The following is a 25,345-nucleotide window of genomic DNA, read 5'->3' as shown; positions in this document are numbered from 1 at the left end:
CTCCCCCCTCTTCACCGAGGGGGCTTTGACTAGCTCCGGTCCACGTCCGGTTCGCGTTCCCCGCCCCTGCCGCCGTTGGTTTGCGGGTACAGCCAGCGCAGGAAGACCAGGAACAGCCCGATCACGGTGGCAGTGCTGGTGGTAAGAAAGGCCACCAGCACGCTGCTGTCCAGCCTGAAGGGCCGCCCGCCCAGTTCGCCCCAGCCGGCGGCCAGGGTCAGGGTCACGTCGGCGGCCAGCCAGCCTGCGGACAGGATAAACACGATTGCACCCACGCCCAGCCGCAACAGGCGCTGGTCCACCGCCTCGCGGTAACGCAGCTGGCGGGTCAGCCGCTCCAGATCGGCCCCCTGGGCGGGCGAGCGGCGTTCGCTTTCCAGGCCCTGCTGCACCGCCCGCTCGATGACGGACGGGCCGTCCGGGGGTACGGCGGGTGGGTCACCGGCGCGCGGCAGATCCGCCGCTTCAGGCACTGCGCGCCAGGGTGGTGTAGTACTCGCGGGTGATCTCGTCGGGAATCAGGTTGTCCTGCAGGCCGTAGGTCTGGGACCATGGGCTGCCCGCGCGGTGCGTCAGGCGCGAGAGTTCGCCGCCCTCCATGCTGCCGTAACCGTTCCATACGCTGCGGATGACCTCCAGCGCCTCGCCGTCGTCGGCCAGATCAGGTTCGCCGGGCGCGACGGGCAGCGGCTCTGAAATCGGATCCCGGCCGCGTTCGCCCCAGTGCTGCCACAGCCGCTGCACCACCGGCCCGCGCTGCCAGGCATGCACCGTGTTGTACATCAGCGGGCGGCCCAGCAACGCCAGCGTGTAGCCGTGTGCGATGTACACCAGCTTGTGCACCTGCATCTGCGTCAGGGTGCGGCCCTCGGCGCGTGCCAGTTCCAGAAAGGCGTTCGCCACCACCTCGGCGGCATACCCGGTGCGTTTGGGATCGTCGATGGCAATGGTCATGGCGCGTGGCCTCCTTTATGACCACAGCGTAACACTGCCCGGCCCGGCAGGCAGGCCGCTCAGTCCAGGCGGCCCAGGTAGGCGTGCGTGCGGTAGGTCAGCGTGACGTGACCGCCGGACGCGTGGGCCGCGAAGGCCGCGTCCAGTTCACCTGCCATCGCCGCGAACTGCGGGTCACCCGGCGCGGGAAGATAGCTGACGCTCCCGGCCAGGGCCGGCAGTCGCTCGCGGGTGAAGCGCACCGGGTTGTCGAAGGTCTTTTCCTCGAAGCCGCCCGGCAGCAGGTGCGGCAACTCCTGCTGCGGCACGCGCGAGATCCGTTCGCCGTCCTCGCGGCTGAAGGCGGTCACAACGTCATGGTAAGCCGCGTTAAACCTGGTGTCCACGCCGCGCCAGTCGTTCCAGACCAGCAGCACCCGTCCGCCCGGAACCAGCACCCGCCGGAATTCCTGCACGGTGGGCGCGGGGGCGAACCAGTGCGCGGCCTGCGCGGCGGTGACCAGCGAGACCGAGGCCGGGGCCAGCGAGGTGGCCTCGGAGGTGCCCCCCTGCACGCGCAGGCGGCCCGCTACGATCTCCTGCGCCAGAGCCGCCTCAAGCCGGCCGCGCATCTCCGGGTTGGGTTCCACAGCGTCCACCGAGAAGGCTGGTCCCGTGCCATGGGCCAGGAGCAGCCCGGTAAACAGCCCCGTGCCCGCCCCCACATCCACCACGCGGCCAGACAGCAGGTCCCGTCCCGCCAGCCACCCGCCCAGCACCGGGGGATACGTCGGGCGAGCCGAGGCATAGACGTCGGCGCGGCCCAGAAAGCGGTCCGGGTGGGTCATGCTCCGGGCTGACGAACACGCTGCGGGGCCGATTTTGCAGCCGCCTGCACAGCTTGAGGGCTGGCCTGCGCGCGCGACGAGGGCCGCCAGGCACTGGCCAGGAAGTACACCAGCCCGCCCAGTCCGCCCACCACGATCAGGAACCCCAGCAGGCGCCACAGCACTCCCGCCGTGCCCACCACGAACGCGCCCAGCCCCACCAGCAGCTGGCCCAGCAACCACACCAGCGCCAGCGCCGCCACCGCCAGCAGCACCACGCCAATCGCGGCCAGAATCAGTCTTGCCATGCCAGAAGCATAGGGCAGGCGGGAGGCTATGGGGAGCCTTCGGGGAAAGTGAGCCTGCTGGGAGACGGGGCCGCTGCGACAGAGGACGGGCAGACAACAGAAAGAGGCCGGGAGCATCCGCTCCGGCCTCCCCTGGTACCTCCGGCTTTACGCCATGTTGCCGATAATCGCGTCGGCAAACTCGCTGGTCTTGACTTCCTTGGCGCCTTCCATGTTGCGGGCGAAGTCGTAGGTCACGACCTTCTGGGCGATGGTCGCGTCCAGGCCCTTGAGGATCATGTCGGCGGCCTCGGTCCAGCCCATGTAGCGCAGCATCATCTCGCCGGACAGAATCACCGAGGAGGGGTTGATGACGTTCTTGCCCGCGTACTTGGGCGCGGTGCCGTGGGTGGCCTCGAAGATGGCGTGCCCGGTCACGTAGTTGATGTTGGCCCCCGGCGCGATGCCGATGCCGCCCACCTGCGCCGCAAGCGCGTCACTGATGTAGTCGCCGTTCAGGTTCAGCGTGGCGATGACGTCGTATTCCTTGGGGCGCAGCAGAATCTGCTGCAGGAAGTTGTCGGCGATCACGTCCTTGATGATGATTCCGCCGGGCAGCTCGCACCACGGACCGCCGTCGATCTCCTTGGCCCCGAATTCCTTCTTGGCCAGTTCATAGCCCCAGTCGCGGAACGCGCCCTCGGTGAACTTCATGATGTTGCCCTTGTGGACCAGTGACACGCTCTGACGGTTGTTGTCGATGGCGTACTGGATGGCGGCGCGCACCAGACGCTCGGTGCCGTCCCTGGACACGGGCTTGACGCCAAACGAGCTGGTCTCGGGGAAGCGGATCTTGGTCACGCCCATCTCGCCCACCAGGAACTCGCGCATCCTGGCGGCTTCGGGAGTCCCGGCCATGTATTCGATCCCGGCGTAGATGTCCTCGGTGTTCTCGCGGAAGATGGTCATGTTGACGTATTCGGGGTTCTTGAGGGGGCTGGGTACGCCCGCGAAGTACTGCACCGGGCGCACGCAGGCGTACAGGTCAAGTTCCTGGCGCAGCGCCACGTTGATGCTGCGGATGCCGCCGCCGACGGGCGTGGTCAGCGGCCCCTTGATGCCGAACAGATACTCGTCGAAGGCGTCCAGGGTTTCCTGCGGCAGCCACTGGCCCTCGCCGTAGACCTGCACGCTCTTCTCGCCCGCGTAGACTTCCATCCACTCGATCTTGCGCTCGCCGCCGTAAGCCTTCTCGACGGCGGCGTCCAGCACGCGCACGCTGGCCTTCCAGATGTCAGGGCCGGTGCCGTCGCCTTCCACAAAGGGAATAACCGGGTGGTTGGGGATGGTGAGTTTCCCGCCCTGCATGCTGATCTTCTCGCCCTGCTCGGGCCGCTGAATATGGCTGCTCATAACTTCCAATCTAACGCTTCGGGGCGCTGTGGGGAGAAAACCAGAGTGTCACTGGCCGGGTTTGGGCCGGGTCCAAAAGACACGATGAGAGGAACCATCAGGCAATCTCCCCGGAACGGCCTTCCCATCTGAAGGTGGATCTCACACGATCCGCAGACGAACAACGCACTCTGAGAACACCTTAACGGGAATCCAACTTCAGGAGGTCATTTACATGAGTGATGACAAGAGCACGGCTGGAAACATGCTGGACGCGGCCAAGGCCAAGGTCAAAGAGGGTGCGGACCGCGCCCGCGCTGCTGGGCACGACCTGGCGTCCAATATGGGCGGCACCATGGACAACATGGAAGACAAGGCCAAGGCCACTGAAGACCGGGCCAAGGCCGAAGTCCACAACGCCGAAGCGAATGCCAACTACAACGAAGGCAAACGCGAGTCCAAGGACGGCGACGGACACTGACGCTCAGCCTCTGATTTCCAGAGTTCCGGCCCCTGCCCCTGTGGGTGGGGGCTTTTTCGTGGTCTGCTGGTGTCCTGAACGGGCCAGGGGCTGAGCGTCTGGAACGCGCAATTCCAGTGGGCGGCGCAAGTGTGTCTTCCCCGCGCCCCGCACCGTTTATCCTTGCCCCCATGACCACCACTCCCCGGCGAGCCTCGCGCCGAGAACAGCACCGTGTCGGCGGCACAGGCGCGAAAGTCACCGTGCGCAACACGCTGATCTCCTACGCCTTCCTGCTGCCGTTTCTGATTCTGCTGGTGGTGTACCACACCTGGCCGGTCATTTTCGGTACATACCTGGCCTTCACCAAATACAACATCATCAGTCCGCCGCAGTGGGTGGGGCTGGACAACTTTGAAGAGTTGTGGCAGGACGAGCAGTTCTGGTCCGGCCTAACCAACAGCCTCAAGTACATTCTGATCGTGCCGGTGATTCAGGTGATCGCCCTGCTGGTGGCGCTGCTGGTCAACCGCCCGATGAAAGGCATCGGCTTCTTTCGCACGGCGTTCTACGTGCCTGTCGTGACCAGTTTTGCCGTGGTGGGGTTGATCTGGAACTGGATGTACCAGCAGGAGGGGCCGGTCAACGCGGTGCTGGGTTTTCTGGGCCTGCACAGTGGCGGCAGCTTTTTGAACAACCCGGCCACCGCACTGTATGCCGTGATGTTCGTGACGCTGTGGAAGGGCATCGGCTACTACATGGTGCTGTATCTGGCAGGCCTGCAGGGCATCAGCCCCGAACTGGAGGAAGCCGCCACCATTGACGGCGCGAACCGCCTGCAGGTGTTCTGGAACATCACGCTGCCGGGGCTGCGGCCCACCATTCTGGTGTGCAGCCTGCTGTCCACCATCAGCGCCATCAAGGTGTTCGAGGAAATCTACGTGATGACCCAGGGCGGCCCTGCCGGAAGCACGTATTCGGCGCTGTTCTACACGTATTCGCGGGCCTTTCAGGACTTTCAGTATGGGCTGGCCGCCGCCGGGGGCATCATCATTGCGGTGATTTCCATCATCTTCGGGCTGATCAATTTCCGCCTGACGCGGGGGGGGAAAGCCGATGGTTGAAACCCGCCCCGCCCCGGCCCAGCCCGATTCGTTTGCCGTCACCGCCGCGAGGCTCAAGGCCCGCCGCAATCACCGCCGCCGCCTGACCGACCTGCTGGCCTACGCTGTGCTGATTGCCGTGGCGCTGATCATGCTGTACCCGTTCTACTGGACGCTGATCACCAGCTTCGAGCCGACCGGCAATATCTACGAGGCCAAGATCCTGCCCAAAGCCGTGGGTCTGCGCAACTACTCCGAGATGTGGAAGGGCACCACCGTTCCCTTCTGGCGGCTGATTTTAAACAGCCTGATCATCTGCACGCTGGGCGTGACCCTGACCGTGACGCTGGCGACACTGGCCGCCTACCCGCTGGCGAAAATGCGTTTTCCGGGCCGTGACCTGATCTTCTATGCGATTCTGGCGCTGATGGTGCTGCCCAACGAGTCGGGGCTGATCGTCAACTACATCACCACCATCAAGCTGGGGCTGTTGCAGCAGACCAACCCGGTGATCGACGCCATCCGGCAGTACATGGCGGTGGTGCTGCCGGGGCTGGCCAGCATCGTGGGGCTGTTCCTGCTGCGGCAGGCGTACCTGGGCATTCCGCTGGAGCTGATCGAGGCCGCCCGCATCGACGGGGCCTCCGAGCTGACCATCTGGCGGCGCATCATGCTGCCGCTGGCGACGCCCACCATAGCGGCGTTCGCCATTCTGGAATTCGTGGCGTACTGGAACTCCTTCCTCTGGGCGCGGATCATGCTGCCGGACAAGAACCTGCTGCCGCTCTCGGCGGGCCTGCTGGAGCTAAACGGAACCTTCAGCACCAACAGCCGCGCGGTGATGGCGGGCGCGGTGATCACGATCATTCCCATCCTGATCGTCTTCGCCTTCGGGCAGAAGTACTTCATGAAGGGGCTGGAGGGGGCGGTGAAGGGGTGAGGAGGCGTATGGCGTGTGCCCGGTGGCTTGAGGGAAGAGCCTGGGCGGCGGCGTGAATCTGGCCTGCTCCACCCATCCCCAGACCTGGGACGTGATCGTTGCCGGGGGCGGCACGGCGGGTGCTATTGCCGGAATTGCCGCCGCCCGTGCCGGAGCGCGGGTGCTGGTGATCGAGGCGCAGGGCAGCCTGGGCGGCACCGGCACCAACGCCTGGGTTACGCCGCTGATGCGGAACGTCTCGGCAGGCGAGAACCTGAACAGGGGGCTGACGGATGAGTTGAAGGCCCGCCTGCTGGCCCGTGGCGACGGCGCGGTGGACCCCGGCGGCAACGACAACTGGTTCAATCCCGAGGGCATGAAATTCGTGCTGGAGCAGATGCTGCTGGAGGCGGGCGGCGAGGTGCTGTACCACACGCATATCGTTCAACCGTTCCTGACAGATGGCGAGAATTCACGGCGCATCACCTCTCTTGTCATTCACAACAAGGGCGGCCTGCAAGCCCTGGAGGCCACTGTGTTCATCGATGCCACCGGGGACGCGGACCTCGCCACCCGTGCGGGCGTGCCCTTCCACGCAGGCGACGAGGACGGCGTACACCAGGCCATGAGCCTGCGCTTCACGGTGGCCGGGGTGGACACGGCGCGGCTGTGCGCCTTCCTGAACGAGAACGGGCAGGGTCAGACCGGCGAGAACTTCCTGCACTTCTGGATGGTCTGGGGCAAGAACAGCACGCTGGAGCCGCTGTTCCGGGGGGCGGTAGAGGGCGGCGTGCTATTGGAGCGCGACGGCGACTATTTCCAGGGTTTCAGCATTCCTGGCCGGCCCGGCGAGATCAGCTTCAACTGCCCGCGCATTCGCGCCGAGTTACACGACGGCACGGATCCCTGGCAACTCAGCGCGGCGCAGACCGACGGACGGGAGGCTATTGACCGGCTGACTGCCTTCTGCCGCGCGTATCTGCCCGGCTGCGAGGCCGCATTTATCGGCGTGGTGGCCCCGATGGTGGGCGTGCGCGAGTCGCGGCGCATCGTGGGCGAGTACACGCTGACGCTGGCCGATATTCTGGACTGCGCCCGTTTCCCCGATACCATCTGCCGCAACCACTACCCGGTGGACATTCACAGCGTCAAGGGCGGCGCGAAGCTGCTGCACGAGCGCGACGGCACTGCGCCGTATTTTGCGAAGGACGCCTACCACGAGATTCCGTACCGCGCCATCGTCCCCATTGGCATGGTCAACCTGTTAGTGCCGGGGCGGGCAGCCAGCAGCACCTTTGAGGCCCAGTCGGCCATCCGGGTCCAGCAGAACTGCCACAGCATGGGCGAGGCTGCCGGCATCGCCGCCGCCTGGGCCGCGCGTGATCTTGGCGGGCGGGTGCGCGATGTCAACGTAGACGCCCTGCAAACCGACCTGAGAAGTCGGGGAGGCCGTGTATAAGAAGGGTATGAGCCGAGCCGAGAGCCTGCGATCCGAGCGTGCCTACCGTATTGAGCCCGAACCCCGGTACACGCCGCAGATCGGCGCGCTGGCAGAGATGATGAACTACGTCCGCCTGACCACCTTGCAGGCGGTGGAGGGACTGAAGACGCAGCAGCTCGACACCGGCCGGAGGGCTTCGACAACTCCATTGGCATGCTGCTGGCGCACATCGCGGCGGTGGACCGGGCCTACCAGATGATGTCGTTCGAGGGCCGCGACTTTGGCGAGGGCGAGAAGGATGCCGCGATCCTGGGAGGACTGACAATGGGCAAGGAAGGCATGCCGCCCCCCACCGGGCAGTGTCTGGACACGCTGCTGGCCGAGCTGGACGCCTCCCGCAGCCTCACGCTGGAGACGTTCAAGACAAAGGACGACGGCTGGCTGGCCTCGCGGATGCCCGCGCCCTACCACGACATGAACCACCACTGGGCCTGGTTTCACGTCATGGAGGACGAGGTCAGCCACCGGGGGCAGATCCGGCTGCTGCGCAAGCACGTCGCGCCGGAGAAAAAAGAGTGAGCGGCGCATTTCTGCTGATCCGGCATGCGAAGGCCAGCGGACAGGCTCCCGACGCACCGCTGACGGCGGAGGGTGAGGCGCAGGCACACAGGCTGGTTACGCAGCTTGAGCAGTACGCCATTACCCGCATCGTCAGCAGTCCGTGGGGACGGGCGCTGGACACGGCGCGGCCTCTGGCGGAAGCGCTGGGTCTGAAGATCGAAGCCGATGGACGGCTGACCGAGCGCGTCTTGAGCCCCACCGATCTCCCCCACTGGCAGACCGCGCTAAGGGCAAGTTTCGCCGCACCTGCGCTGAAACTTCCCGGCGGCGAATCCGGTACGGGGGCCAGAGCCCGCGCCCTCGCGGCCCTGCACGACGCGCGTGACCCGAACGGTCTTACCGCCGTTGTGACCCACGGCAATCTGCTGGCGCTGCTGCTGGGCCTGACCTACGACGGCTGGGCAAAATTAAGAAACCCGGATGTGTGGCACTTCAGGCTGGACCGAGACGCTTCGCGTATACCCTTGGAATGACCCGCGCCTTCCATCCCTCAGACCCACACGCTGCGCCCACGGTGAACGGCCAGCCCTACCGCGTTGAACGCCATGTCCTGTCCGGCATGCCCTGCCTCCTGGAATTGCCCCCGGAAGGTCAGGAGGTGCAGGCAGTCTGCCTCGTCTACCACGGGGCCTGGGCCGCCAAGGAGGGCAAGTTGGGCGTGTATGCCGCGCTGGCGACGCGGGGCTGGGCGGTGGTGATTCCCGACGCCCCGCTGCACGGCGAACGGCAGGCCGACACCCCGCCCGGCCTCAATGCCCGCGAGTATGTCTGGGAGAGCGTGCGCCGTTCGGTGGCCGAGGCTCCGGCCCTGCTGGACGCGCTGGCAGAGCTTCTTGGCCCGCGCCCCACCGCCGCCATCGGCTCCAGCATGGGCGGCTACGTGGCGCTGACCCTGGCCCGCACCGAAACGCGAATCGGGCGGGCGTCGGCGCTGATCTCGTCGGGCGTGTGGCAGGAGCCGGAGGTGAGAAGGCCGGAACTGCGGGCATTTCTGGAGCAGCACCGGCCCAATGCCCACGCCGACGGGTTCCCGCCCACGCCGCTGCTGCTGGCCAGCGGGGACAGCGACCCCACGTTCGAGCTGGCCTCGCACCACACGCCCACAGCGCAGGCGTTGCGCGCGGCGTACGCGCGGGCAGGACACGCTGACCTCTTTCACGAGCAGGTCTTTGCCGGGGTGGGCCACTACACCAGCCAGGGCATGCGGGACGCGGCGGTGCAGTTTCTCTCGGCGGACCGCTGACGCCGCAGGGTGATCTCACGGCCCTGCCTGCGGCGGACCTGCGGGTGGCGGGCGTGCCTTAGCATGAAGCCATGCCACTTCCAGCCAATCTCAACCTTCTGAGCCGGGCCTTCCTGCTGGGCGCGCTGTGTGCAGGCGGGGCCGGGGCGCAGGTGGGCCAGCCGCTGACACCGTTTCTCAGCAGCCCCAGGCTCACGGCCGAGAAGGCCGCGCTGGGCAGCGCCAACGTCCTGACCTTTGCCGACGGCTCGTCCGCGCTGCTGCAGGTCCGGCACATGTACCTGACCGGTGCGACGATCACCGTCACCCAGTCCCCGAAGGCCGCAGCGCGGGCGGCCGGACTGACCGGCCTGCTCAGCGGTTTCGGGGCCGGGCTGGCCGAACCCATGCTCGGCTTCCTGAACCGTGAGGGCATTGGAGAACAGCTGTTGAAGGGCATCACGGTCGAGGCGGACCCCTTCCTGGTCACCATCAAGGCGACTGCTGAGGCGGTGGTGGTGGACCTGCAACTGGCCCGCGTGCCGGACGGCAACTTCACGCCAACCGTCAACGCCCTGCCGGCCCGCAAGGCCGGAACGGACGACGTGGTGCTGCGCGTCTACAGCGATTTCCAGTGCCCGTACTGCCGCCAGTTCGAGAGCGAGACGCTGCCCGCCCTGCTGCGGGCCCTGCCGGACGACGTGCGTGTGGAGTTCCACCAGTTCCCGCTGGAAAGCATCCACCCGCTGGCCCGCCCCGCCGCCGAGGCCAGCGAATGCGCCGCCCAGCAGGGAAAATTCTGGGCCTACAAGGACGCGCTGTTCCGCGATCAGTCGTGGCTGACGGGCAAAGCGGACCAGACCTTCACCGCCCTGGCTGCCGAAACGGGCCTGAACACCGCCACCTTCAACACCTGTCTGACGGTGCGGGGCGGCAAGGTAGCCGTGGACGCCGGGCTGGCCGAGGCCCGGCGGCTGGGCCTGAACAGCACGCCCAGCGTGTTCGTCGGCCCCTATAAGGCTGCCGATGCCTACGACACGGCGGGTCTGCTGGAGCTGATCCGGTTCACCCGCGCGGTGGAGGGCGCCCGGCCTTGACCCGGCCCCTCTACCATCAGGACCCGGGCCAGCTGGCCTTCAGGGCCACCGTTCACGCGGTGAGCGGTTCGGAAGTCGCGCTGGACGCCACCGCCTTCTACCCGGCGGGTGGCGGCCAGGGCGCTGACCACGGCGTCCTGCGCTGGCCGGGCGGCGAGGCTTGCGTGACCGACACACGCAAGGACAAGGCGACCGGCCTGATCTGGCACATGCTGGACGGCCCGCCGCCCGCCGTCGGCACAGCAGTTGCGGGCGAGGTGGACGCGGCGCGGCGCTGGCGGCACATGGCGCGGCACAGCGGCGAACATCTGCTGGCCCAGGCTTTCGTGCGCGTTAACCCGGCCTTTGCCGTGGACGCCGTCAACATGACCCACCCCGAATGCACCCTGGACCTGCGCGGTGAGCCCAGCGAGGCCGACGTGCGTGCCGCCGAGACCCTGCTGCGCGAAACGCTGGCCCGGCGCCCCCTGACGCTGGACACGCCCACCGTCCCCGAGGAGGACCTGTCCCGCTACCCGCTGCGCCGCGCGGCGGCCGTGCGCGGTCAGGTGCGGCTGGTGATCTTCAAGGGCGCGGACGGTCAACCGTTCGACGTCAGCGCCTGCGGGGGCACCCACGTTCCGCAGGCCAGTCTGGCGGCCCCGGTGGTGGTCCTGCGCACCGAGCGCATCCGGGGCGGCGTGACCCGCGTGGTGTTCATGGCGGGCGAGGAGGCGGGCGAATACCTCGGCGGCGTGTACCGCGAGACCCGCGCCCTGGCCCAGACCTTCAGCGTGCCGGTGGAGCAGTTGGCCGGGCGGGTGGAGGCGCTGCGGGCAGACCTCGCGGCGGGCAAGGCGCAGGCGGCGGGCCTGCGCGACAGCCTCGCCCACCTGCTGGTCACGGCGACGCTGCCCGATGGGCAGGGCTGGCGGACGCTGACGCTGACTGACCCGGCCCTGCTGCTGCCGGTCCTGAGCGGTGTGCCCGCCGGTGAGGTCCGGGTGGCCCTGGCCCCCGGCGGACGCTGCGGCATTGCCAGCGGGCAGCCGGACGTTCACGCAGGCGAGCTGCTGCGGGCGGCGCTGGCCGTCACCGGCGGCAAGGGCGGCGGACGGCCCGATCTGGCACAGGGCGCCACGCTGAACCCGGCGGACTTCTTTGCGGCGGTGCGCGGCGCCCTGGCCCCAGCCCACTCCTTATAAAGGCCCGGCCCTGCTAACCTGTCTCCCCATGAGCATTCACCTGAACGCCGAACCCGGCCAGATCGCCGAAACTGTCCTCCTGCCCGGCGACCCGCTGCGTGCCCAGCACATCGCCCAGACTTTTTTTGAGAACCCGGTCCAGCACAACGACGTGCGCGGCATGCTGGGCTTCACCGGCACCTACAAGGGCCAGCGCGTCAGCGTGCAGGGCACCGGCATGGGCATTGCCAGCTCGATGATCTACGTCAGCGAACTGATCACCGACTACGGCTGCAAGACGCTGGTGCGTGTCGGCACGGCCGGCAGCTACCAGGAGAACGTACATGTGCGCGACATCGTGCTGGCCCAGGCCGCCAGCACCGACAGCAGCATCAACCGCATCCGCTTCGGCGAGAAGACCTTCGCCCCCATCGCGGACTTTGAACTGCTGATGCGGGCCTACCAGATCGCCCAGGAACGCGGATTCACCACGCACGTCGGCAACATCATGAGCAGCGACACCTTCTATCACGACGATTTTGACCAGTACAAGATCTGGGCCGACTACGGCGTCCTGGCTGTGGAGATGGAGGCCGCCGGGCTGTACACCCTGGCCGCCAAGCACGGCGTCAAAGCGCTGACCATCCTGACCATCAGCGATCATCTGGTCACGCACGAGGTGACCACCTCTGAGGAACGCCAGCAGACCTTCAACCAGATGATCGAGGTGGCGCTGGACGCCGCGCTGGGCCTGGAATAAGACCCGTAAGTGAGGGAGTCAGTCGGATCGAAAATCTGACTGGCTCCTTCACTTTCACTGGCAGCTCAATACGGGTCGCCGGCTCCAAACGTCGTGTTGTTCAGGATGCTGTAGCCCAGCGCTGTGGCTGCGTCGCTCCGGCTGCCCAGCGTGGTCATGACGGCGCGGCCCAGCGCCTCATAGCGGTCCACCGCCACCTTCCATGCCTGGGGGTTGTAGGTGCTGAATTGCTCGTCGGGAGCAGGGCTGTAGGCCCGCAGCGTGGCGATGTACGCGATGTGACCGGCGGTGGCCTGCGCGATCTTCTGGCCGTATAGCTGCCCAGTCTGCGCCCCCAGCGCGCTGCGGGCCAGGGCCGAGAGGCTGTGCAACTGGTACTCCAGACCTGGGTACATCCGGGGCACGGCGTGGCTGTAAAGCGTGCCGCCCCCGGCGCGGATGCCGGCCAGCTGCCCCTCCAGCGCCCTCATCTCGCGGTACTGCTGCCGCAGGCCGTCGAGCCGGACGCCGAGCCTGGGAAACGCCCCAAGTTCCTTTCTCAGCCGGGCTGCACGGCACTCCGCCCAGTTGTAGGCGGCATTGTCCTGATCAGCCTCGCTCCACTGGCCGATGGTCAGGGTGGCGTACGCCGCGTCGTCCACGGCAGTGGCCAGGGCGCAGTTCGGCGCGGCCTGGGCGTGGGCGGCAGCGCTCAGGGTCAGCAGGGCAGGCAGCAGCCAGCGCGCAAGGGTCATAGGGGCCAGCCTAGCCGACGGACGTCTCGGGGCGGCGGCGCAATCGCGCGATAAAGAAACCGTCAATCCCCCCCTCTGGCACGGTCAGCAGGCCGTCTCCAGCAGGAACGTGTGGCACCTCCAGCCCCGGCACCGCCTCGGCCACGAATTCCGGGTGCCCGGCCAGGAATCCGGCCACCACCTCCGGCCCCTCCTGCGGCGTCACCGAACAGACCGAGTAGACCAGCGTGCCGCCGGGAGCCACCAGTGCGGCGGCGTTGGGCAACATCTGGGCCTGAAGCGCCGCCGCCGCCGCCACCGCGTGCGTTGTCAGCCGCAGCTTGATCTCCGGATGGCTGCGCAGGGTGCCGCTGCCGGTGCAGGGCGCGTCCAGCAGAACGTGGGCGGCGGGGACCAGGTCGATGGGCCGGGTCAGGTCATGGGTCACAAAATCCGCCCGCAGGCCCAGGCGGGTCAGGTTGGCGCGGGCCTGCTCGTGCTTGCGGGACAGCAGGTCCACACTGGTGACCTGCGCTCCGCGTGCGGCCAGCATGGCGGCCTTGATGCCCGCTCCGCCCGCCAGATCCAGCACCCGCTCGCCCGCCACCTCGCCCAGCGCGTCCACGCAGGCCAGGCTGGCCGGGTTGATCGGCTGCGCCCAGCCGCGCTCAAAGGCCTCGGTCTCGCGCAGGGGACGCGAGAGTTCCACCCGGTCCGCCCCCTGCGGACCAGGGGTGACACGGCTGCCCTCGGCTTCCAGCGAGCGCAACCCGGCATCCGACACGCTCATCCACAGGGGCTGCGGGGCCAGCAGATCGGCAAAGACTGTGTCGGCCGCCTCACCGTAGACTGCGCGGAAGGTGGTGGCCAGCCAGCCCGGCAGCTCGGTGCGGGTCACCTCTGACGGTACGGGGGCCTCGATACGACGCAGCACGGCGTTGACCAGACCCGGCGGGGCCAGCCGCGCCCCGCGCGCCAGATTCACGTACTCGCTGACCACCGCGTGCGGCGGCGTGTCCAGATACAGCTTCTCAAAGGCCCCGGCCAGCAACAGCGTCCGGACCTTGGGGTGGGTGTCTCCGGTCAGCATCGGGGTCAGGGCCGTGTCCAGGCTGGGAAAGTGGCGCAGCGTGCCGTACACGATGTGCGTTGCCAGCCCCGAGTCCCGGCCCGGCAGGCGGGTCTGTTGCAGCGCGGCGTCCAGCGCGGGGGCGGCAAAGGTCTCGCCCGCCAGCACGCGCAGCAGCACCCGCACGGCGAGTTCACGGGCCGGATTGAAGGCTTCGGGTCTGGGCCGGGGTGTGAAGGTCATCCGGGGCCAGCATACGGGCTGCGGCGGGCTTGGATAGGTCACGGGGGCAGGGTCTGGGCGAACACTGAGGCCGGGCGTGTCCGGACCCACAGCAACGGCCCCCCATCTTCACTCGGACGGGAGGGCCTGAACTTTGCGGGCGGGTTGTCGATGCTCCCACTGGAGGCCCCACCCGAAAGTAAGCCCAGTGTGCGCCGTGCGCCGGGGGCCGCGCATCCACCAGAAGTCGCATGGGACGGTAAGCCAGACGGCGGATGGGCACAGGAGGGGGGGCGGCAGACCAGTCTGCACACGCCCGCAGACTGACCGATGTCCGGCCCCCGGCGCACGGCTATACTGCCTCTACCGTGTTCCGACGCCCCCGCCCACCCCAGCCGCCTCCGCTCGCGTCCGCCGAGGCCCGCGTTCCTGCTCCCAGCGCTTCTGCCGGCGACATGGAAGCGGTGCGCGTCCTGAACGATCTGCTGGCCCGCCCCACCCAGGAGGGCGTGCTGGAAGGCACGCTGAGCCACGCCAGCTTCCTGCTGGGCGGCAACCTGCGCGGCTACGCGGTCACGCGCCGGGGACCGGGGCAGGACCGCGTCACCGCCGTGTTCGGCTACCCCAAGGCGCTGGTCGGCACGCCGCTGTCCGGCCCGTGGACCACCGCCCGGACACGGGCACTGAGCGACGGCTCGCGCGAACTGTACGAGGCCAATCCGCCGGAGCTGCACGGGATACTGGACACCTGCGGCATGCGCGACGTGGCGCTGTCACTGGTGGTGCCGGTCTCGGACCGGGGGCGCAATCTGGGGGCTCTGGTGCTGGACCGTAATTCCTCGGAGGACATCGGCCCCAGCGCGCAGGAACTGGTGACCCACTGGGCCGCGGCCGTCGCGCCGCTGCTGGGGCTGCTGGAGGGCCGCGAGAACTGGAGGCTGGCGGCGCGGCAGGTCAGCAGCGCAGTGGTGGAGGCCTTCGAGAGCCAGGAATTCGACGGCCTGGGCCACGCACAGGCGGTGGCCCAGGCCAGCGTGAAGCTGGGCCGCGCGGTGGGTCTGGCAGAGCGCGAACTGGACGAGGTGTGGTTCGCGGCCACCCTGCACGATCTGGGCAAGATTCACGGTGAGCAGGGCCACCCCCAGTTCGGCGCGAATTTCCTGCACGGCGTGCCGCATCTGGCCGAGGCGCAGAAGGCCATCCGCCACCACCACGAACGCTGGGACGGGCAGGGCGAACCCGACAAACTGGCCGGGGAAGACATCCCGCTGTACGCCCGGATTCTGGCCGTCGCCAACGCCCACGTGCGCCTGGGCGACCCTGAGCGGCTGCGCGCCCAGGCCGGCAAGGGGCTTGACCCCCGTCTGGTGGGGCTCATGGAAAAGGTCAGCGCCGAGCCGCCCGCGAAGTGACGTGGGTGCCTGCGGCTGGGCCGCCCCGGTGAGGCGGACGTGACCCTGCGCCCCACCCCGCCCGGCACGCCGCGCCCCCAGCGTTTCCCCGAGCTTGAGGCCCGTTACGGCGCCCTGACCCCGATGGATTCCGGGATGCAGAGCCGGGTGTACACCACGCCCGATGGCGCGGCGGTGGTCAAGATCTACCGCAACCACAAAGGCCAGCACCGCACCGAGGCCCGGAACATGGTTCAGGCCGGCATGGGCGAGTGGCTGCTGGGTGTCACCGAGGCCGACGGCGTGGAGGTGCTGATCATGCGGCGGTTTGCGGGTCATCCCCTGCGCGCCGCCGACGTGCCCCGCGCCCTGCCGCGCCTTCAAGAGATCGTGGCCCGGCTGCACACCCAGCAACAGGGACGCGTCAATCTGGCAAAGGTACGCGAGCGGCTGATGCGCTTTCGCCGCGCCCTGGCGGCCTACCCGCTGCCGGATCTGTTCGACGCGGTGGAACTGCCGCTGGAGCGCGGCCTGCTGGACCAGCCTGCTGCGTTCTGCCACCTGGACATGTGGCACGACAACATCCTGATCGCCGGTTCGCCCGTCCCGGACAGGGGCCGGGCAGGCGCGGCAGAGGAGAACGGCGGGGGCAGCGAGGTCCTGCTGATCGACTGGACGCGGGCCGACTGGGACGACCCGCTGCGCGATCTGGCGCTGCTCAAGACCGGCACGCTGGACCTGCTGGGCGCCGCACACAGCCTGGAAGCGGCCCTGAGCTTCCTGCCGGACCACACCCCCGCCACCCTGACCCGCTACCGCGCCTACCTGGCCCTGACCACACTGCACGACCTGTACTGGTTTTTAATGAACGAGCCGTACGAGTTCGACACCCAGAAGGAATTCAAGGTGGCCCGCGCCCGGCACGCGCTGGCGCGGCTGCCGGAAATCGGCTGAGCGAACAGCACGTTTTCCGGGGGGCAGGCACAGCGAGTCGCCTCACCGACGCCCGCCTGCGCCTCTGCTAGCCTGCGGCCCGTGAAGGGCGAGGGGGAGGTGGCAAGGCGTGGCAACGGTGACAGAACTGCGTGAACGGCTCAGGCGACCGCTGGCCGCCGAGCTGGCCGCCGGATGTCAGAACCGGGTGGTGGCGGGCGGTGTGGACAGGCTGCTGGCCTCGTCGCTGGGCAACCCCTTCCCCAGGGTGCGTGAGCTGCTGGGCGGCTACGGCGACCTGAGCGTCCCCGAGCGCGAGGACGTCCTGAAAACGGCGCTGGCCGAACTGGCCGACAGCGAGAAGATCAAGCCGGCCCGCACGCCCCGCCCCGCCGCGCGTCAGGCTGTACCCACCGCCGCACCCGGCGAACGCCTGCCCATCGACGCCCCACTCTCCCGGCTGGACACCGGCCCTGGCGGAGCGCGCAAATTGCAGACGCTGGGCCTGCATACCCTCAGGGACGTGCTGCACGCCTACCCGCACCGCCACGAGGACCGCCGCGCCCTGCCTGACCTGTCGGATGTGGAAGAGGGCCAGAAGGTCACGGTGGAGGGCCGGGTGGTGGCCAAATCGCGCCGCAGCCCGCGCCCCGGCATGCTGGTTATCGACGTGACCCTGGAAACGCCGTCGGGCGGGCGGGTCAAGGCGACGTGGTTCAACCAGCCATGGGTGGAAAAGCAGTTGCGCGAGGGCGCCTCGCTCGTGCTGACCGGGCGGGTCAAGAAATTTGGCCGCAGCGTGCAGCTGGGCGTGGAGCATCATGAAACGCTGGACAACGCTCAGGACAGCCTCAGCACCGGGCGCATCGTGGGCGTGTACGACGCCAAGGACGGCATCTCGCAGGAGTTCCTGCGCCGCGCCGCCTTCCGGGCGCTGGGGGCCGCGCCGCTGGACGATTACCTGCCGGCCCACTGGCGCCGGAAGTACGGCGTCACCGATCTGGCCGACGCACTGTGGGGCCTGCATTTCCCCAGCGACGAGACTCACCTGACGCGGGCCACCTCCCGCCTGCGCTTCGACGAATACCTGTTCCTGGAACTGCGGATGCTGCTGCAGGGCGAGGATTCGGTGCTCCAGGGCAAACGCTTCCAGGCCACCGGCGACGACATCAACCGCTTCGAGGCCGCCCTGCCGTTCCGCTTCACGAATGCCCAGCGCCGCGTGCTGCTGGAAATCACCGACGACATGCGCGGCGATCAGCAGATGGCCCGGCTGATCCAGGGCGATGTTGGTAGCGGCAAGACGGCGGTGGCGGCCTGCGCCCTGTATCTGGCGGTGCGCGACGGCTACCAGGGGGCGCTGATGGCCCCCACCGAGATTCTGGCGCGGCAGCACTACGCCAACCTGCGCGGCTACCTGGGCCAGTTGGACGTGCGGGTGGGCCTGCTGATCGGCGCCATGACCCCGAAAGACAAGCTGGAGATGCAGACCCGTATCGCCCAGGGCGAGGTGGACGTGGTGGTGGGCACCCAGGCCCTCATTCAGGAGAACGTGCGCTTCGACAACCTGGGGCTGGCAGTGGTGGACGAGGAACACCGCTTCGGCGTGCAGCAGCGGCGCCGGCTGCTGGCCAGCCGCCCGGACGTACTGGTGATGTCGGCCACCCCGATTCCGCGCAGCCTCGCCCTCACCGCCTACGGCGACTTGGAACTGAGCATCATCGACGAATTGCCGCCGGGGCGCACGCCCATCGAGACCAAGCTGCTGCAGGACACCCACCGCGTTCAGGCCTACGGCTTCGTGATGCGGCAGATCCGCGAGGGGCAGCAGGCCTTTGTGGTCACGGCGCTGATCGAGGAGAGCGAGACGCTGGAGTTGCTGGCCGCCACGCAACTGGCCGAGGACCTCAAGACCATTCTGCCCGAGGCCCGCATTGACCTGCTGCACGGCCGCATGAGCGCCGCCGAGAAGGACCACGTGATGGAGCGCTTCCGCGCCCACGAGTTCGACATCCTCGTCTCGACGACGGTGATCGAGGTGGGCGTGGACGTGCCCAACGCCACGGTAATGGTGATCGAGAACGCCGAGCGCTTCGGGCTGGCGCAGTTGCACCAGCTGCGGGGCCGGGTGGGGCGCGGCCACCAGCAGAGCTACTGCGTGCTGATCGCCGGGGAACACAGCCAGAAGACCCGCAAACGCCTGAAGATCATCGAGGGCTCCACCGACGGCTTCGTGATCGCCGAGGCGGACCTGAAACTGCGCGGCCCCGGCGAGCTGCGCGGCACCCGCCAGAGCGGCATTCCCGACCTGCGGCTGGCCGATCTGGCCAATGACACCGAGGTGATCGAGCGTGCCCGCGAACTGGCCAAGCACATCCTGGCGCACGATCCCCGGCTGGAGCATCCCCGGCTGCAATACCTGCGCAGCGAACTCCAGAACCGCAGCGAGAGCGTGGCGTACCGCGAGGTGATCTAGCCCCGGCATCCAGGAACCGCAGCCGCGTCCGACAACATCCGGACCGGGACCTTTCTCTCCAGTCAAGGCAGCACAGGCCGGTTCTCATCTGTGGTGACAACGCTGTGACTTCCGGTGGCGTACGCTACTGTCACAGCGCACAACTTAAAGGTGGGCCGGGTGAAGCTCACAGCGCCCCGAGGGGCCGGATCGAAAAAGGATCGGGTCCTTTCTTTTTGGCCTGGCGGCGGCCCCTTTATCTGGCATGCAGACATCCGGTGTGCCCGGCACCCGGCCCGTATGCTGGGCGGATGACGCAAGGCAGGCAGAGCATGAAGGGCAGAAGCGTGCTGGTCACGGGCGCCACCGGCGGGATCGGGCTGGAATCGGCGCGGGAACTGGCGCGGCGGGGAGCGGCCGTGACGGTGCTGGGCCGTGACCCCGGCAAGACGGCGCGGGTGGCCCAGGAGATCGGGGCCGCCGGAACGCTGATTGCCGACCTCACCGAGATGACGCAGGTGCGGCAGGTGGCCGCCGAATTCCGCGACCGGGTCCAGCGGCTGGACGTGCTGGTCAACAACGCCGGGGCCTTGTACAGCGGGCGTCAGGAAAGCCGCGAGGGCGTGGAATTGACCTGGGCGCTTAACCACCTCGCCCCCTTTCTGCTGACGCGGGAACTGTTGCCGCTGCTGCGGGCGGGCGAGGCCCCCAGGGTGGTGACGGTCTCCTCCGGCGCACATGTCATGGGCCGCATCCGCTTCGACGATCCCGAATTCCGGCGCGGCTACAGCGGATGGGGCGCCTACAGCCAGAGCAAGCTGGCCAACATCCTGTTCACGCGGGAGCTGGCGCGGCGCGAACCGTGGATGCAGGCCAACACCCTGCATCCCGGCTTCGTGTCCACCAATTTTGGTCCCGACAGCAGGGTCTTTGGACAGTTCAGCCGCCTTGGCCTCAGCCCCGAGCAGGGGGCACAGACCAGTATTCATCTGGCGGCGGACCGCATTCTGGTGTCGGGGCGCTACTTCGTAGAGTCGCGAGATAGGTTGCCTGCCCCGCAGGCGCTGGACGACGGCGCGGCGCTGCGGCTGTGGCAGCTGAGCGAGGGGTACGTGGGTGACCCCGCCTCCCTCTCCCCCGCCCCGGATGGGCGTGGCCAGCAGGCCATCCGCTAAGCACAAAGGGGCGGGGTGAGGATGCTATTCCTCACCCCGCCCCTTTGTGCTGTTCTGGTTAGACCTCGCGGATGTACCCGGTTTTCAGGAAGCTGTGGACCATCGGCTCCAGATCGTGCAGCGCCGCATCCGAGCGCATGGCGTACTCGGCAGGTGTCAGCTTCTCGCCCAGCGCCCGCAGGAAAGCGATGCCCGGTGCGCCGTGCTCGCTCCTGAACACCTGATACACGTCGGTGATGGCGTTCATTCCGTCGCGGCCCCGCAGGGTCAGGTTGTAGTGGTGGTGCGCCCAGCCGGCCAGACTGCGCGGCAGGATCAGCGTTTGCGGGCGCAGCGGGGCCGGGAACGCGCCCTCGTAGGGCAGGGTGGCGGGCAACGTCGCCACGATCTCGCCGCGCGAGTAGAAGATTGCTCCGGTGGGCCGGGCGTGCAGGCCGGTGAAGTCCTCGGTCAGGTTGAACTTCCAGGCCCGCGACCCGATGCCGCTCAGTACATGGGCGTAGGCCGGGCTCAGCGGATGCGCGCTGAGCGACGCGCCCTGCTCGTACAGGTTGAGCAATTCGCCCAGTGCCTGTTCCCCGGTCGCGCTGGCGGCGGCGGCGGTGACGGTGCGGCCCTCGAACAGCAGCACGTAGGCGGTCTGGTCCCCCAGCACCGCGTACAGGTAGCCGTACCAGGAATGCTCGTGCAGGTACTTGAGTAAAGCGTGCAGGTCACAGAAACTCTCGTTCAGCCCGGCGTAGGTGGGCGGCGAGTGCGGCAGGAAGCGTGCCAGAAACGGGGAGGCTCCGGGAAACATCGGCGTCAGTTCCGGAATCAGCTCGGCCAGCTCCTCGGTGGGCGCGGTAGCCGGTTGTGTCGAGGAGACCTGTGTTGCCGGGTTCTGGTCTGCCGGATTCGGTGGCGCGGACGCGTCCTGTTCCTGACTGTCCGGGGCCGCCGCTGGCCGGAACCTCATGGCCTGCTCAGAGGGCGTCACCCGGATGGCTGAGTCAGCGGGAGGGTCTGCCAAGGGTTCCGGCGACACTTTCGGCGCCGCGTTGGAAGCTGACCGGGAAGACTGGCCCCTGGCGGTGGAAGGTTTTGGGGCCGCTGGCCGGGGCTCAGGCCGCGCGGGCTCGGGACCCGTGGGCTCCGTACGCCCCGGCTCGGGGTGCTGTGGGTTCAGGGGTGAATTGGGATCTTCGGTCACGGATGTTCCACCAGTTCCTTCGGGGCTGTGGGGCGCTTCGTCGTGGGGCGGAGCGGAGTCGGTCTGTGGAGCGGACGGGCAGACTGCGGCTTCAGCGCTGCTTGGCAGTGCCGGGACCGGCCAGCCGGAGGTGCCCATTGTAACGGGCGGCATTCTGGACGTAGCGGGCCGCGTGCTCACCCTGGGGGGCGGCCCGCACCACACGGGCCGGCACACCCAGGGCCAGCATACCGTCGGGCACATGGGCTCCTTCGGGCAGCAGCGCTCCTGCCCCCAGCATGGCCCCGGCCCCCAGGCTGGAGCCGCTGAGCATCACCGCGCCCATGCCCACCAGACTGCCGGGGCCGCACACCGCGCCGTGAACGATGGCCCGGTGGCCCACCGTGACGTCAACGGCCAGCACACAGGGGTGCCCGGCGTCGGTGTGCAGCACCGCGCCGTCCTGCACGTTGCTGCCCGGCCCCACCGTGATGGCCTCGATGTCGCCGCGCAGCACCGCGCCGAACCACACGCTGGCCCGCTCGGCGATGAACACCCGCCCAATCACCTCGGCGCTCGGGGCCACAAAGGCCGTGGCATCGACTTCAGGAGTGAGTCCTTGCAAGGTATAAAGCGGCACACTGTCCTCCGGGGCCGGACCTGGCGACGGCCGGAAATCCCCGCCGGCACCACGTCTGGCGAATTGAAATGAAGCTGCGCCCAGGCTAGCACGCCGCCGCGTAGCCGCTGAGAACGGAGCCGTCAAGGGCGGGACGCCCCGGTGGGCCCACGGCTGAACCCGGTTTAAGAAGAGGCCTGCGGCGCGGCTGGAAGGGAAAGGAACCCTGAGCCATCAAGCCGAATCCTTCACACTTTTACATGCGGGGGCCGGAACGTGCGATACTACGCCTGTCTCAAGCCCCGCGCCATTGTGCGGTTGCAGCCCAGAGGGCAGCCAACCGGGCGGCGGACTTGGAGATGCAAGGAGATTTATGGCTCAAGGACGAGTAAAGTGGTTTAACGTTGAGAAAGGCTACGGTTTCATTGAGCACCCGGGTAACCCCGACGTGTTCGTGCACTACAGCGCCATCCAGAGCGGCGGTTTCCGCAAGCTCAACGAAGGCGACGAAGTGGAATTCGAAGTCGAAGCTGGCCAGGGCAACAAAGGCCCCCAGGCCAAGAACGTTGTCGTGACCAACGCTGCACCTGCCCCCATGGGCGGCAACGGCGGTATGGGCGGCGGAAACCGGGGTGGCGGCAGCCGCTGGTAAACCCCTGATCTGTTGATCAGGAATTCAACTTTTCTTTCTCTTGCGGACGCTCTCGGGCGTCCGCTTTTCGTGTGCGGCACGTGGAGGCGGAAGCAATTCTCGACACGCAGCCGATGCCTTGCCGGCGCTCTCCCCTCCCGGCACAATAGAAGAGCAGACGCCGTTGCCAGCGCCTGCCCGACAAATCCATCCCGTTCAGTAGCGCTGGGCCACCGTCTTGGTCTGCAGGAACCAGAACAGGTAATCGGGGCCGCCCACCTTGGCGTTGGTGCCGCTCATGCCGTAGCCGCCGAAGGCGTGCGTGCCGCTCAGCGCCCCGGTGCATTTGCGGTTCAGGTACAGGTTCCCCACCTGCATCAGCTTGCGGGCCTCGGCCAGCTTGTGCGGATCGCGGCTGTAAAAGGCAGCAGTCAGACCGTAGTCCGAGTCGTTGGCCAGTTCGATGGCATGCCGCCAGTCGCGTGCCCTGGAAAACGCCAGCACCGGGCCAAAGATTTCTTCCTGAAACAGGGGATCGGTGCTGTCCACATCCGCAAAGATCGTCGGCTGCATGTAGCCGCCCTCCCGTTCGCCCACATCCGCCCGCTCGCCGCCCAGCACCAGCCGGGCCGACTGTTTGCCGCTTTCCACATACCGCATGATGCGTTCGGCGCTGCTCGCGCTGATCACCGGACCCAGCGGCGCGTTCTCCTCGGGAAGGCCGACTTTAACCTCTGCCGCCAGTTTTGTGACCATCTCCAGGAGCTTGTCATGGATGCTGTCCTCGGCTATCACACGGCTGCACGCGCTGCATTTCTGGCCCGCGTAGCCGAAGGTGCTCTGCACGATGCCCAGGGCGGCGGCCTCCAGATCGGCATCGGCACAGACCACCGTGGGGTCCTTACCGCCCATCTCGGCCATCACACGCTTGAGCCATTTCTGGCCGGGCTGCACCTTCGCGGCGCGCTCGAAGATGCGGCACCCGATCTCGCGGCTGCCGGTGAAGGCCACCATGCGGATGTCCTTATGGTCCACCAGCGGATCGCCCAGCACGTCGTCGGTGCCGGTGATGAACTGGATGACGTCTCTGGGCAGCCCGGCCTCGTACAGCAGTTCCACCAGCAGCAGGCTGCTCAGGGGCGTCTCGCTGGCCGGTTTCCACACGACGGTGTTGCCCGCAGCAATCGCGCCCAGCGCCATGCCCAGCGGAATCGCGCTGGGAAAGTTCCAGGGGCTGATGCAGGCCACCACACCAATGGGTTCGTACACGGTGGTGACGTGCTCGTCGGGCATCGGGTACACCGGCTTGCCCGTTGCCCAGCGCAGCGTCTCGCGGGCAAAGACCTCGAAGTGGTCCACCGATTCGGCCACCTCGCCGTCGGCCTCAGGCCAGTTCTTGCCGTTTTCCAGGGTCATGACGGCGTTGAACTCCATGCGGCGTGCCCGCAGCAGCTCGGCCGCCCGCTTGAAGATGGTGGCCCGCTGCAGCGGATCGCTGAAGCGCCACGTTTCGAAAGCTGTTTTCGCGGCGTCAATGGCCTGCTCCAGCTGCTGCGGCGTGGCTTTTGGAAAGTGCCACACGGTCTCGCGCGTATCGGCGGGATTGCGGACCTCGAAGGTCTTGCCGCCCTCCACGCGCTGGCCGCCGATGTACAGCGGAAAGTGCTGCCCGACGTACCGCTCACGAACCTGCCGGAACGCCGCACGCTGGGCCTGCGCCACGTCGGTCTGGGCGAAATCGAAATAGGGTTCGTGCTCGAAGGGCAGAAAACCGCCCGCAAGAGTGTCTGTCATAAAGGCCTCCTTGTGCTTGAGGCTGAGGCTAACACGCCGCCCAGCGCTGGTGAGGCGGCGTTTTCAGACGCGCTGATCCGGCCGCGACAGGCTGTGGGCAGGGGCCATTCTTCGCCGCCCGGCTGGCAAATGACAGGTCAGCTAGCGGGGAGCAACGCGCCCGTCCTCCCCAATCGCCACGCGCAGCGGCAGGACCGGGGAGGCGAGCGCCGTGCTGACCCCGGGGCGGCCCGGCAGCCTGACCTGAAACCGGAGCGGCCCGGCCGGAAACGCCTGCTCCACCGCCCAGACCCGGTCCACGCCCAGGGTGCGTGTGGCCGCCGACCCCTCCCCCCGGACCGTGACCGTCACGGCCTGCCCACTGGCGTTGATGACGCGCACGTCCGGACGGGGCATGGTCAGCCACGCGCCCAGCGCGCACACGCTGAACAGCGCCGCTCCCACCGCCAGTCGCGCCGGGGTGACCGGGGGCCGCTTGCGGGAGGCAGCGCCCAGGGAAAAGACAGGCGTTCGGGGACGGGGTTCGCTCACCGGACCATTGTGGCCCACCCACGCAGGACCGCTCTACTGCACCACGATCCGTCCGCCCTGACCCACCACGAACGAGGCGCGTCGTTCGGCGGTTCTGGGCGTATGCAACAGCATCTGCCGCTGGCCGCCTACCTCCCGCACGGTCAGACGCAGCGGCTCACCCGCCGGGCGGTCCAGCGGAATCTGCCACGTCTGGTGCGGCCACAGGTGGGCGCGGTGCAGGCACTTCCCGCTGGCCGGGCACACCGTCAGGCCGCCGAGAACCGCGCCGCTGCGGTTGGCCACCTGCACCCCCGCCGTCTGAAACAGCAGCAGATACACCCACAGCGCCAGCGTCAGCACGGCGAGGGCGGCGGCAGCAGGCAGGGCGAGGCGGTCAGTCATGGGCGCAGCGTGTCACAGCAAGGTCTGCGGCG

At 68.0% G+C, this 25,345-nt stretch carries 27 protein-coding genes; 15 read left to right on the top strand and 12 right to left on the bottom strand.

Annotation, left to right across the window (positions count from 1 at the left end; genetic code table 11):
- Nucleotides 1-29: 29 nt before the first annotated feature.
- The 5 genes from IEY31_RS06775 to icd all read right to left on the bottom strand — a co-directional run bounded on the left by IEY31_RS06775 (nt 30) and on the right by icd (nt 3,460).
- Entirely contained in the window at nt 30-473 is a 444-nt protein-coding gene (locus IEY31_RS06775; protein WP_229723373.1) for a hypothetical protein, read from the bottom strand.
- On the bottom strand, nt 466-954 hold the full coding sequence (locus IEY31_RS06770; protein ID WP_188970256.1) for a Panacea domain-containing protein: 489 nt from the start codon (nt 952-954) through the stop codon (nt 466-468). The genes IEY31_RS06775 and IEY31_RS06770 overlap by 8 nt, the downstream gene beginning before the upstream one ends.
- 59 nt (nt 955-1,013) lie before the next feature.
- Nucleotides 1,014-1,781: a class I SAM-dependent methyltransferase gene (locus IEY31_RS06765; RefSeq protein WP_188970254.1), complete on the bottom strand. Its 768-nt coding sequence runs from the start codon at nt 1,779-1,781 to the stop codon at nt 1,014-1,016.
- Complete coding sequence (locus IEY31_RS06760) at nt 1,778-2,068, bottom strand: hypothetical protein (RefSeq protein ID WP_188970253.1); 291 nt, start codon at nt 2,066-2,068, stop codon at nt 1,778-1,780. Before IEY31_RS06760 ends, IEY31_RS06765 begins: the two co-directional genes overlap by 4 nt.
- A 147-nt stretch (nt 2,069-2,215) precedes the next feature.
- The gene (gene icd, locus IEY31_RS06755; protein ID WP_188970251.1) at nt 2,216-3,460 is read right to left on the bottom strand and encodes an NADP-dependent isocitrate dehydrogenase; all 1,245 of its coding nucleotides are present in this window, start codon (nt 3,458-3,460) and stop codon (nt 2,216-2,218) included.
- A 214-nt stretch (nt 3,461-3,674) separates the two neighbouring features.
- Here icd and IEY31_RS06750 point away from each other — a divergent pair, with 214 nt between their 5' ends.
- The 10 genes from IEY31_RS06750 to deoD all read left to right on the top strand — a co-directional run bounded on the left by IEY31_RS06750 (nt 3,675) and on the right by deoD (nt 12,225).
- The gene (locus IEY31_RS06750; RefSeq protein WP_188970249.1) at nt 3,675-3,920 is read left to right on the top strand and encodes a hypothetical protein; all 246 of its coding nucleotides are present in this window, start codon (nt 3,675-3,677) and stop codon (nt 3,918-3,920) included.
- A gap of 170 nt (nt 3,921-4,090) precedes the next feature.
- Nucleotides 4,091-5,023, top strand: a complete 933-nt coding sequence (locus tag IEY31_RS06745) for a carbohydrate ABC transporter permease (RefSeq protein WP_188970247.1) — start codon at nt 4,091-4,093, stop codon at nt 5,021-5,023.
- A complete protein-coding gene (locus tag IEY31_RS06740) occupies nt 5,016-5,942 on the top strand; it encodes a carbohydrate ABC transporter permease (RefSeq protein ID WP_188970245.1) in 927 nt (308 codons plus the stop codon). Before IEY31_RS06745 ends, IEY31_RS06740 begins: the two co-directional genes overlap by 8 nt.
- Before the next feature lie 52 nt (nt 5,943-5,994).
- Nucleotides 5,995-7,380, top strand: coding sequence for an FAD-dependent oxidoreductase (locus tag IEY31_RS06735; protein ID WP_188970243.1), 1,386 nt, complete (start codon nt 5,995-5,997; stop codon nt 7,378-7,380).
- 195 nt (nt 7,381-7,575) lie between these two features.
- Complete coding sequence (locus IEY31_RS06730; RefSeq protein WP_229723372.1) at nt 7,576-7,941, top strand: mycothiol transferase; 366 nt, start codon at nt 7,576-7,578, stop codon at nt 7,939-7,941.
- On the top strand, nt 7,938-8,456 hold the full coding sequence (locus IEY31_RS06725) for a histidine phosphatase family protein (RefSeq protein ID WP_188970241.1): 519 nt from the start codon (nt 7,938-7,940) through the stop codon (nt 8,454-8,456). Before IEY31_RS06730 ends, IEY31_RS06725 begins: the two co-directional genes overlap by 4 nt.
- Nucleotides 8,453-9,226, top strand: a complete 774-nt coding sequence (locus tag IEY31_RS06720) for an alpha/beta hydrolase family protein (RefSeq protein WP_188970239.1) — start codon at nt 8,453-8,455, stop codon at nt 9,224-9,226. Before IEY31_RS06725 ends, IEY31_RS06720 begins: the two co-directional genes overlap by 4 nt.
- Before the next feature lie 71 nt (nt 9,227-9,297).
- Nucleotides 9,298-10,302 carry a DsbA family protein gene (locus IEY31_RS06715; protein ID WP_188970238.1) on the top strand — a complete coding sequence of 335 codons (1,005 nt, stop codon included), beginning with the start codon at nt 9,298-9,300 and terminating at the stop codon, nt 10,300-10,302.
- Nucleotides 10,299-11,486: an alanyl-tRNA editing protein gene (locus IEY31_RS06710; protein WP_188970237.1), complete on the top strand. Its 1,188-nt coding sequence runs from the start codon at nt 10,299-10,301 to the stop codon at nt 11,484-11,486. Before IEY31_RS06715 ends, IEY31_RS06710 begins: the two co-directional genes overlap by 4 nt.
- Before the next feature lie 28 nt (nt 11,487-11,514).
- Nucleotides 11,515-12,225: a purine-nucleoside phosphorylase gene (gene deoD / locus IEY31_RS06705; RefSeq protein WP_188970236.1), complete on the top strand. Its 711-nt coding sequence runs from the start codon at nt 11,515-11,517 to the stop codon at nt 12,223-12,225.
- A gap of 65 nt (nt 12,226-12,290) precedes the next feature.
- Here the strand turns inward: deoD and IEY31_RS06700 are convergent, their stop codons facing one another.
- On the bottom strand, nt 12,291-12,959 hold the full coding sequence (locus IEY31_RS06700; protein WP_188970235.1) for a hypothetical protein: 669 nt from the start codon (nt 12,957-12,959) through the stop codon (nt 12,291-12,293).
- Nucleotides 12,960-12,969: 10 nt separating this feature from the next.
- Nucleotides 12,970-14,250 carry an RsmB/NOP family class I SAM-dependent RNA methyltransferase gene (locus IEY31_RS06695; RefSeq protein WP_188970234.1) on the bottom strand — a complete coding sequence of 427 codons (1,281 nt, stop codon included), beginning with the start codon at nt 14,248-14,250 and terminating at the stop codon, nt 12,970-12,972.
- 347 nt (nt 14,251-14,597) lie between these two features.
- On the opposite strand from IEY31_RS06695, the gene IEY31_RS06690 reads away from it, so the two are divergent.
- From IEY31_RS06690 to IEY31_RS06675, 4 genes are all read left to right on the top strand, one after another.
- Nucleotides 14,598-15,641, top strand: a complete 1,044-nt coding sequence (locus IEY31_RS06690) for an HD-GYP domain-containing protein (RefSeq protein ID WP_229723371.1) — start codon at nt 14,598-14,600, stop codon at nt 15,639-15,641.
- Nucleotides 15,642-15,680: 39 nt separating this feature from the next.
- Complete coding sequence (locus tag IEY31_RS06685) at nt 15,681-16,574, top strand: phosphotransferase family protein (protein ID WP_229723370.1); 894 nt, start codon at nt 15,681-15,683, stop codon at nt 16,572-16,574.
- Between the two features lie 109 nt (nt 16,575-16,683).
- Nucleotides 16,684-19,029, top strand: coding sequence for an ATP-dependent DNA helicase RecG (recG, locus tag IEY31_RS06680; protein ID WP_188970231.1), 2,346 nt, complete (start codon nt 16,684-16,686; stop codon nt 19,027-19,029).
- A 290-nt stretch (nt 19,030-19,319) separates the two neighbouring features.
- Nucleotides 19,320-20,183 carry an SDR family oxidoreductase gene (locus IEY31_RS06675; RefSeq protein ID WP_188970229.1) on the top strand — a complete coding sequence of 288 codons (864 nt, stop codon included), beginning with the start codon at nt 19,320-19,322 and terminating at the stop codon, nt 20,181-20,183.
- 58 nt (nt 20,184-20,241) lie between these two features.
- Here the strand turns inward: IEY31_RS06675 and IEY31_RS06670 are convergent, their stop codons facing one another.
- Nucleotides 20,242-21,141, bottom strand: a complete 900-nt coding sequence (locus IEY31_RS06670; RefSeq protein ID WP_229723369.1) for a hypothetical protein — start codon at nt 21,139-21,141, stop codon at nt 20,242-20,244.
- 325 nt (nt 21,142-21,466) lie between these two features.
- Nucleotides 21,467-21,994, bottom strand: coding sequence for a gamma carbonic anhydrase family protein (locus IEY31_RS06665; protein ID WP_188970227.1), 528 nt, complete (start codon nt 21,992-21,994; stop codon nt 21,467-21,469).
- Between the two features lie 352 nt (nt 21,995-22,346).
- Here IEY31_RS06665 and IEY31_RS06660 point away from each other — a divergent pair, with 352 nt between their 5' ends.
- Complete coding sequence (locus tag IEY31_RS06660) at nt 22,347-22,625, top strand: cold-shock protein (RefSeq protein ID WP_029476324.1); 279 nt, start codon at nt 22,347-22,349, stop codon at nt 22,623-22,625.
- Between the two features lie 195 nt (nt 22,626-22,820).
- On the opposite strand, the gene IEY31_RS06655 is transcribed toward IEY31_RS06660, so the two are convergent.
- The 3 genes from IEY31_RS06655 to IEY31_RS06645 form a co-directional block, all read right to left on the bottom strand.
- Nucleotides 22,821-24,398, bottom strand: coding sequence for an L-glutamate gamma-semialdehyde dehydrogenase (locus IEY31_RS06655; RefSeq protein WP_188970225.1), 1,578 nt, complete (start codon nt 24,396-24,398; stop codon nt 22,821-22,823).
- 141 nt (nt 24,399-24,539) lie between these two features.
- On the bottom strand, nt 24,540-24,929 hold the full coding sequence (locus tag IEY31_RS06650; protein WP_188970223.1) for a hypothetical protein: 390 nt from the start codon (nt 24,927-24,929) through the stop codon (nt 24,540-24,542).
- Nucleotides 24,930-24,962: 33 nt separating this feature from the next.
- Nucleotides 24,963-25,313 carry a hypothetical protein gene (locus IEY31_RS06645; protein ID WP_188970221.1) on the bottom strand — a complete coding sequence of 117 codons (351 nt, stop codon included), beginning with the start codon at nt 25,311-25,313 and terminating at the stop codon, nt 24,963-24,965.
- Nucleotides 25,314-25,345: the final 32 nt, after the last annotated feature.

It is taken from the genome of Deinococcus aerolatus, assembly GCF_014647055.1.
Classification (GTDB): Bacteria; Deinococcota; Deinococci; order Deinococcales; family Deinococcaceae; genus Deinococcus; species Deinococcus aerolatus.
The sequence above is the reverse complement of the archived record's forward strand: the minus strand, read 5'-3'. Positions and strand labels throughout refer to the sequence as shown.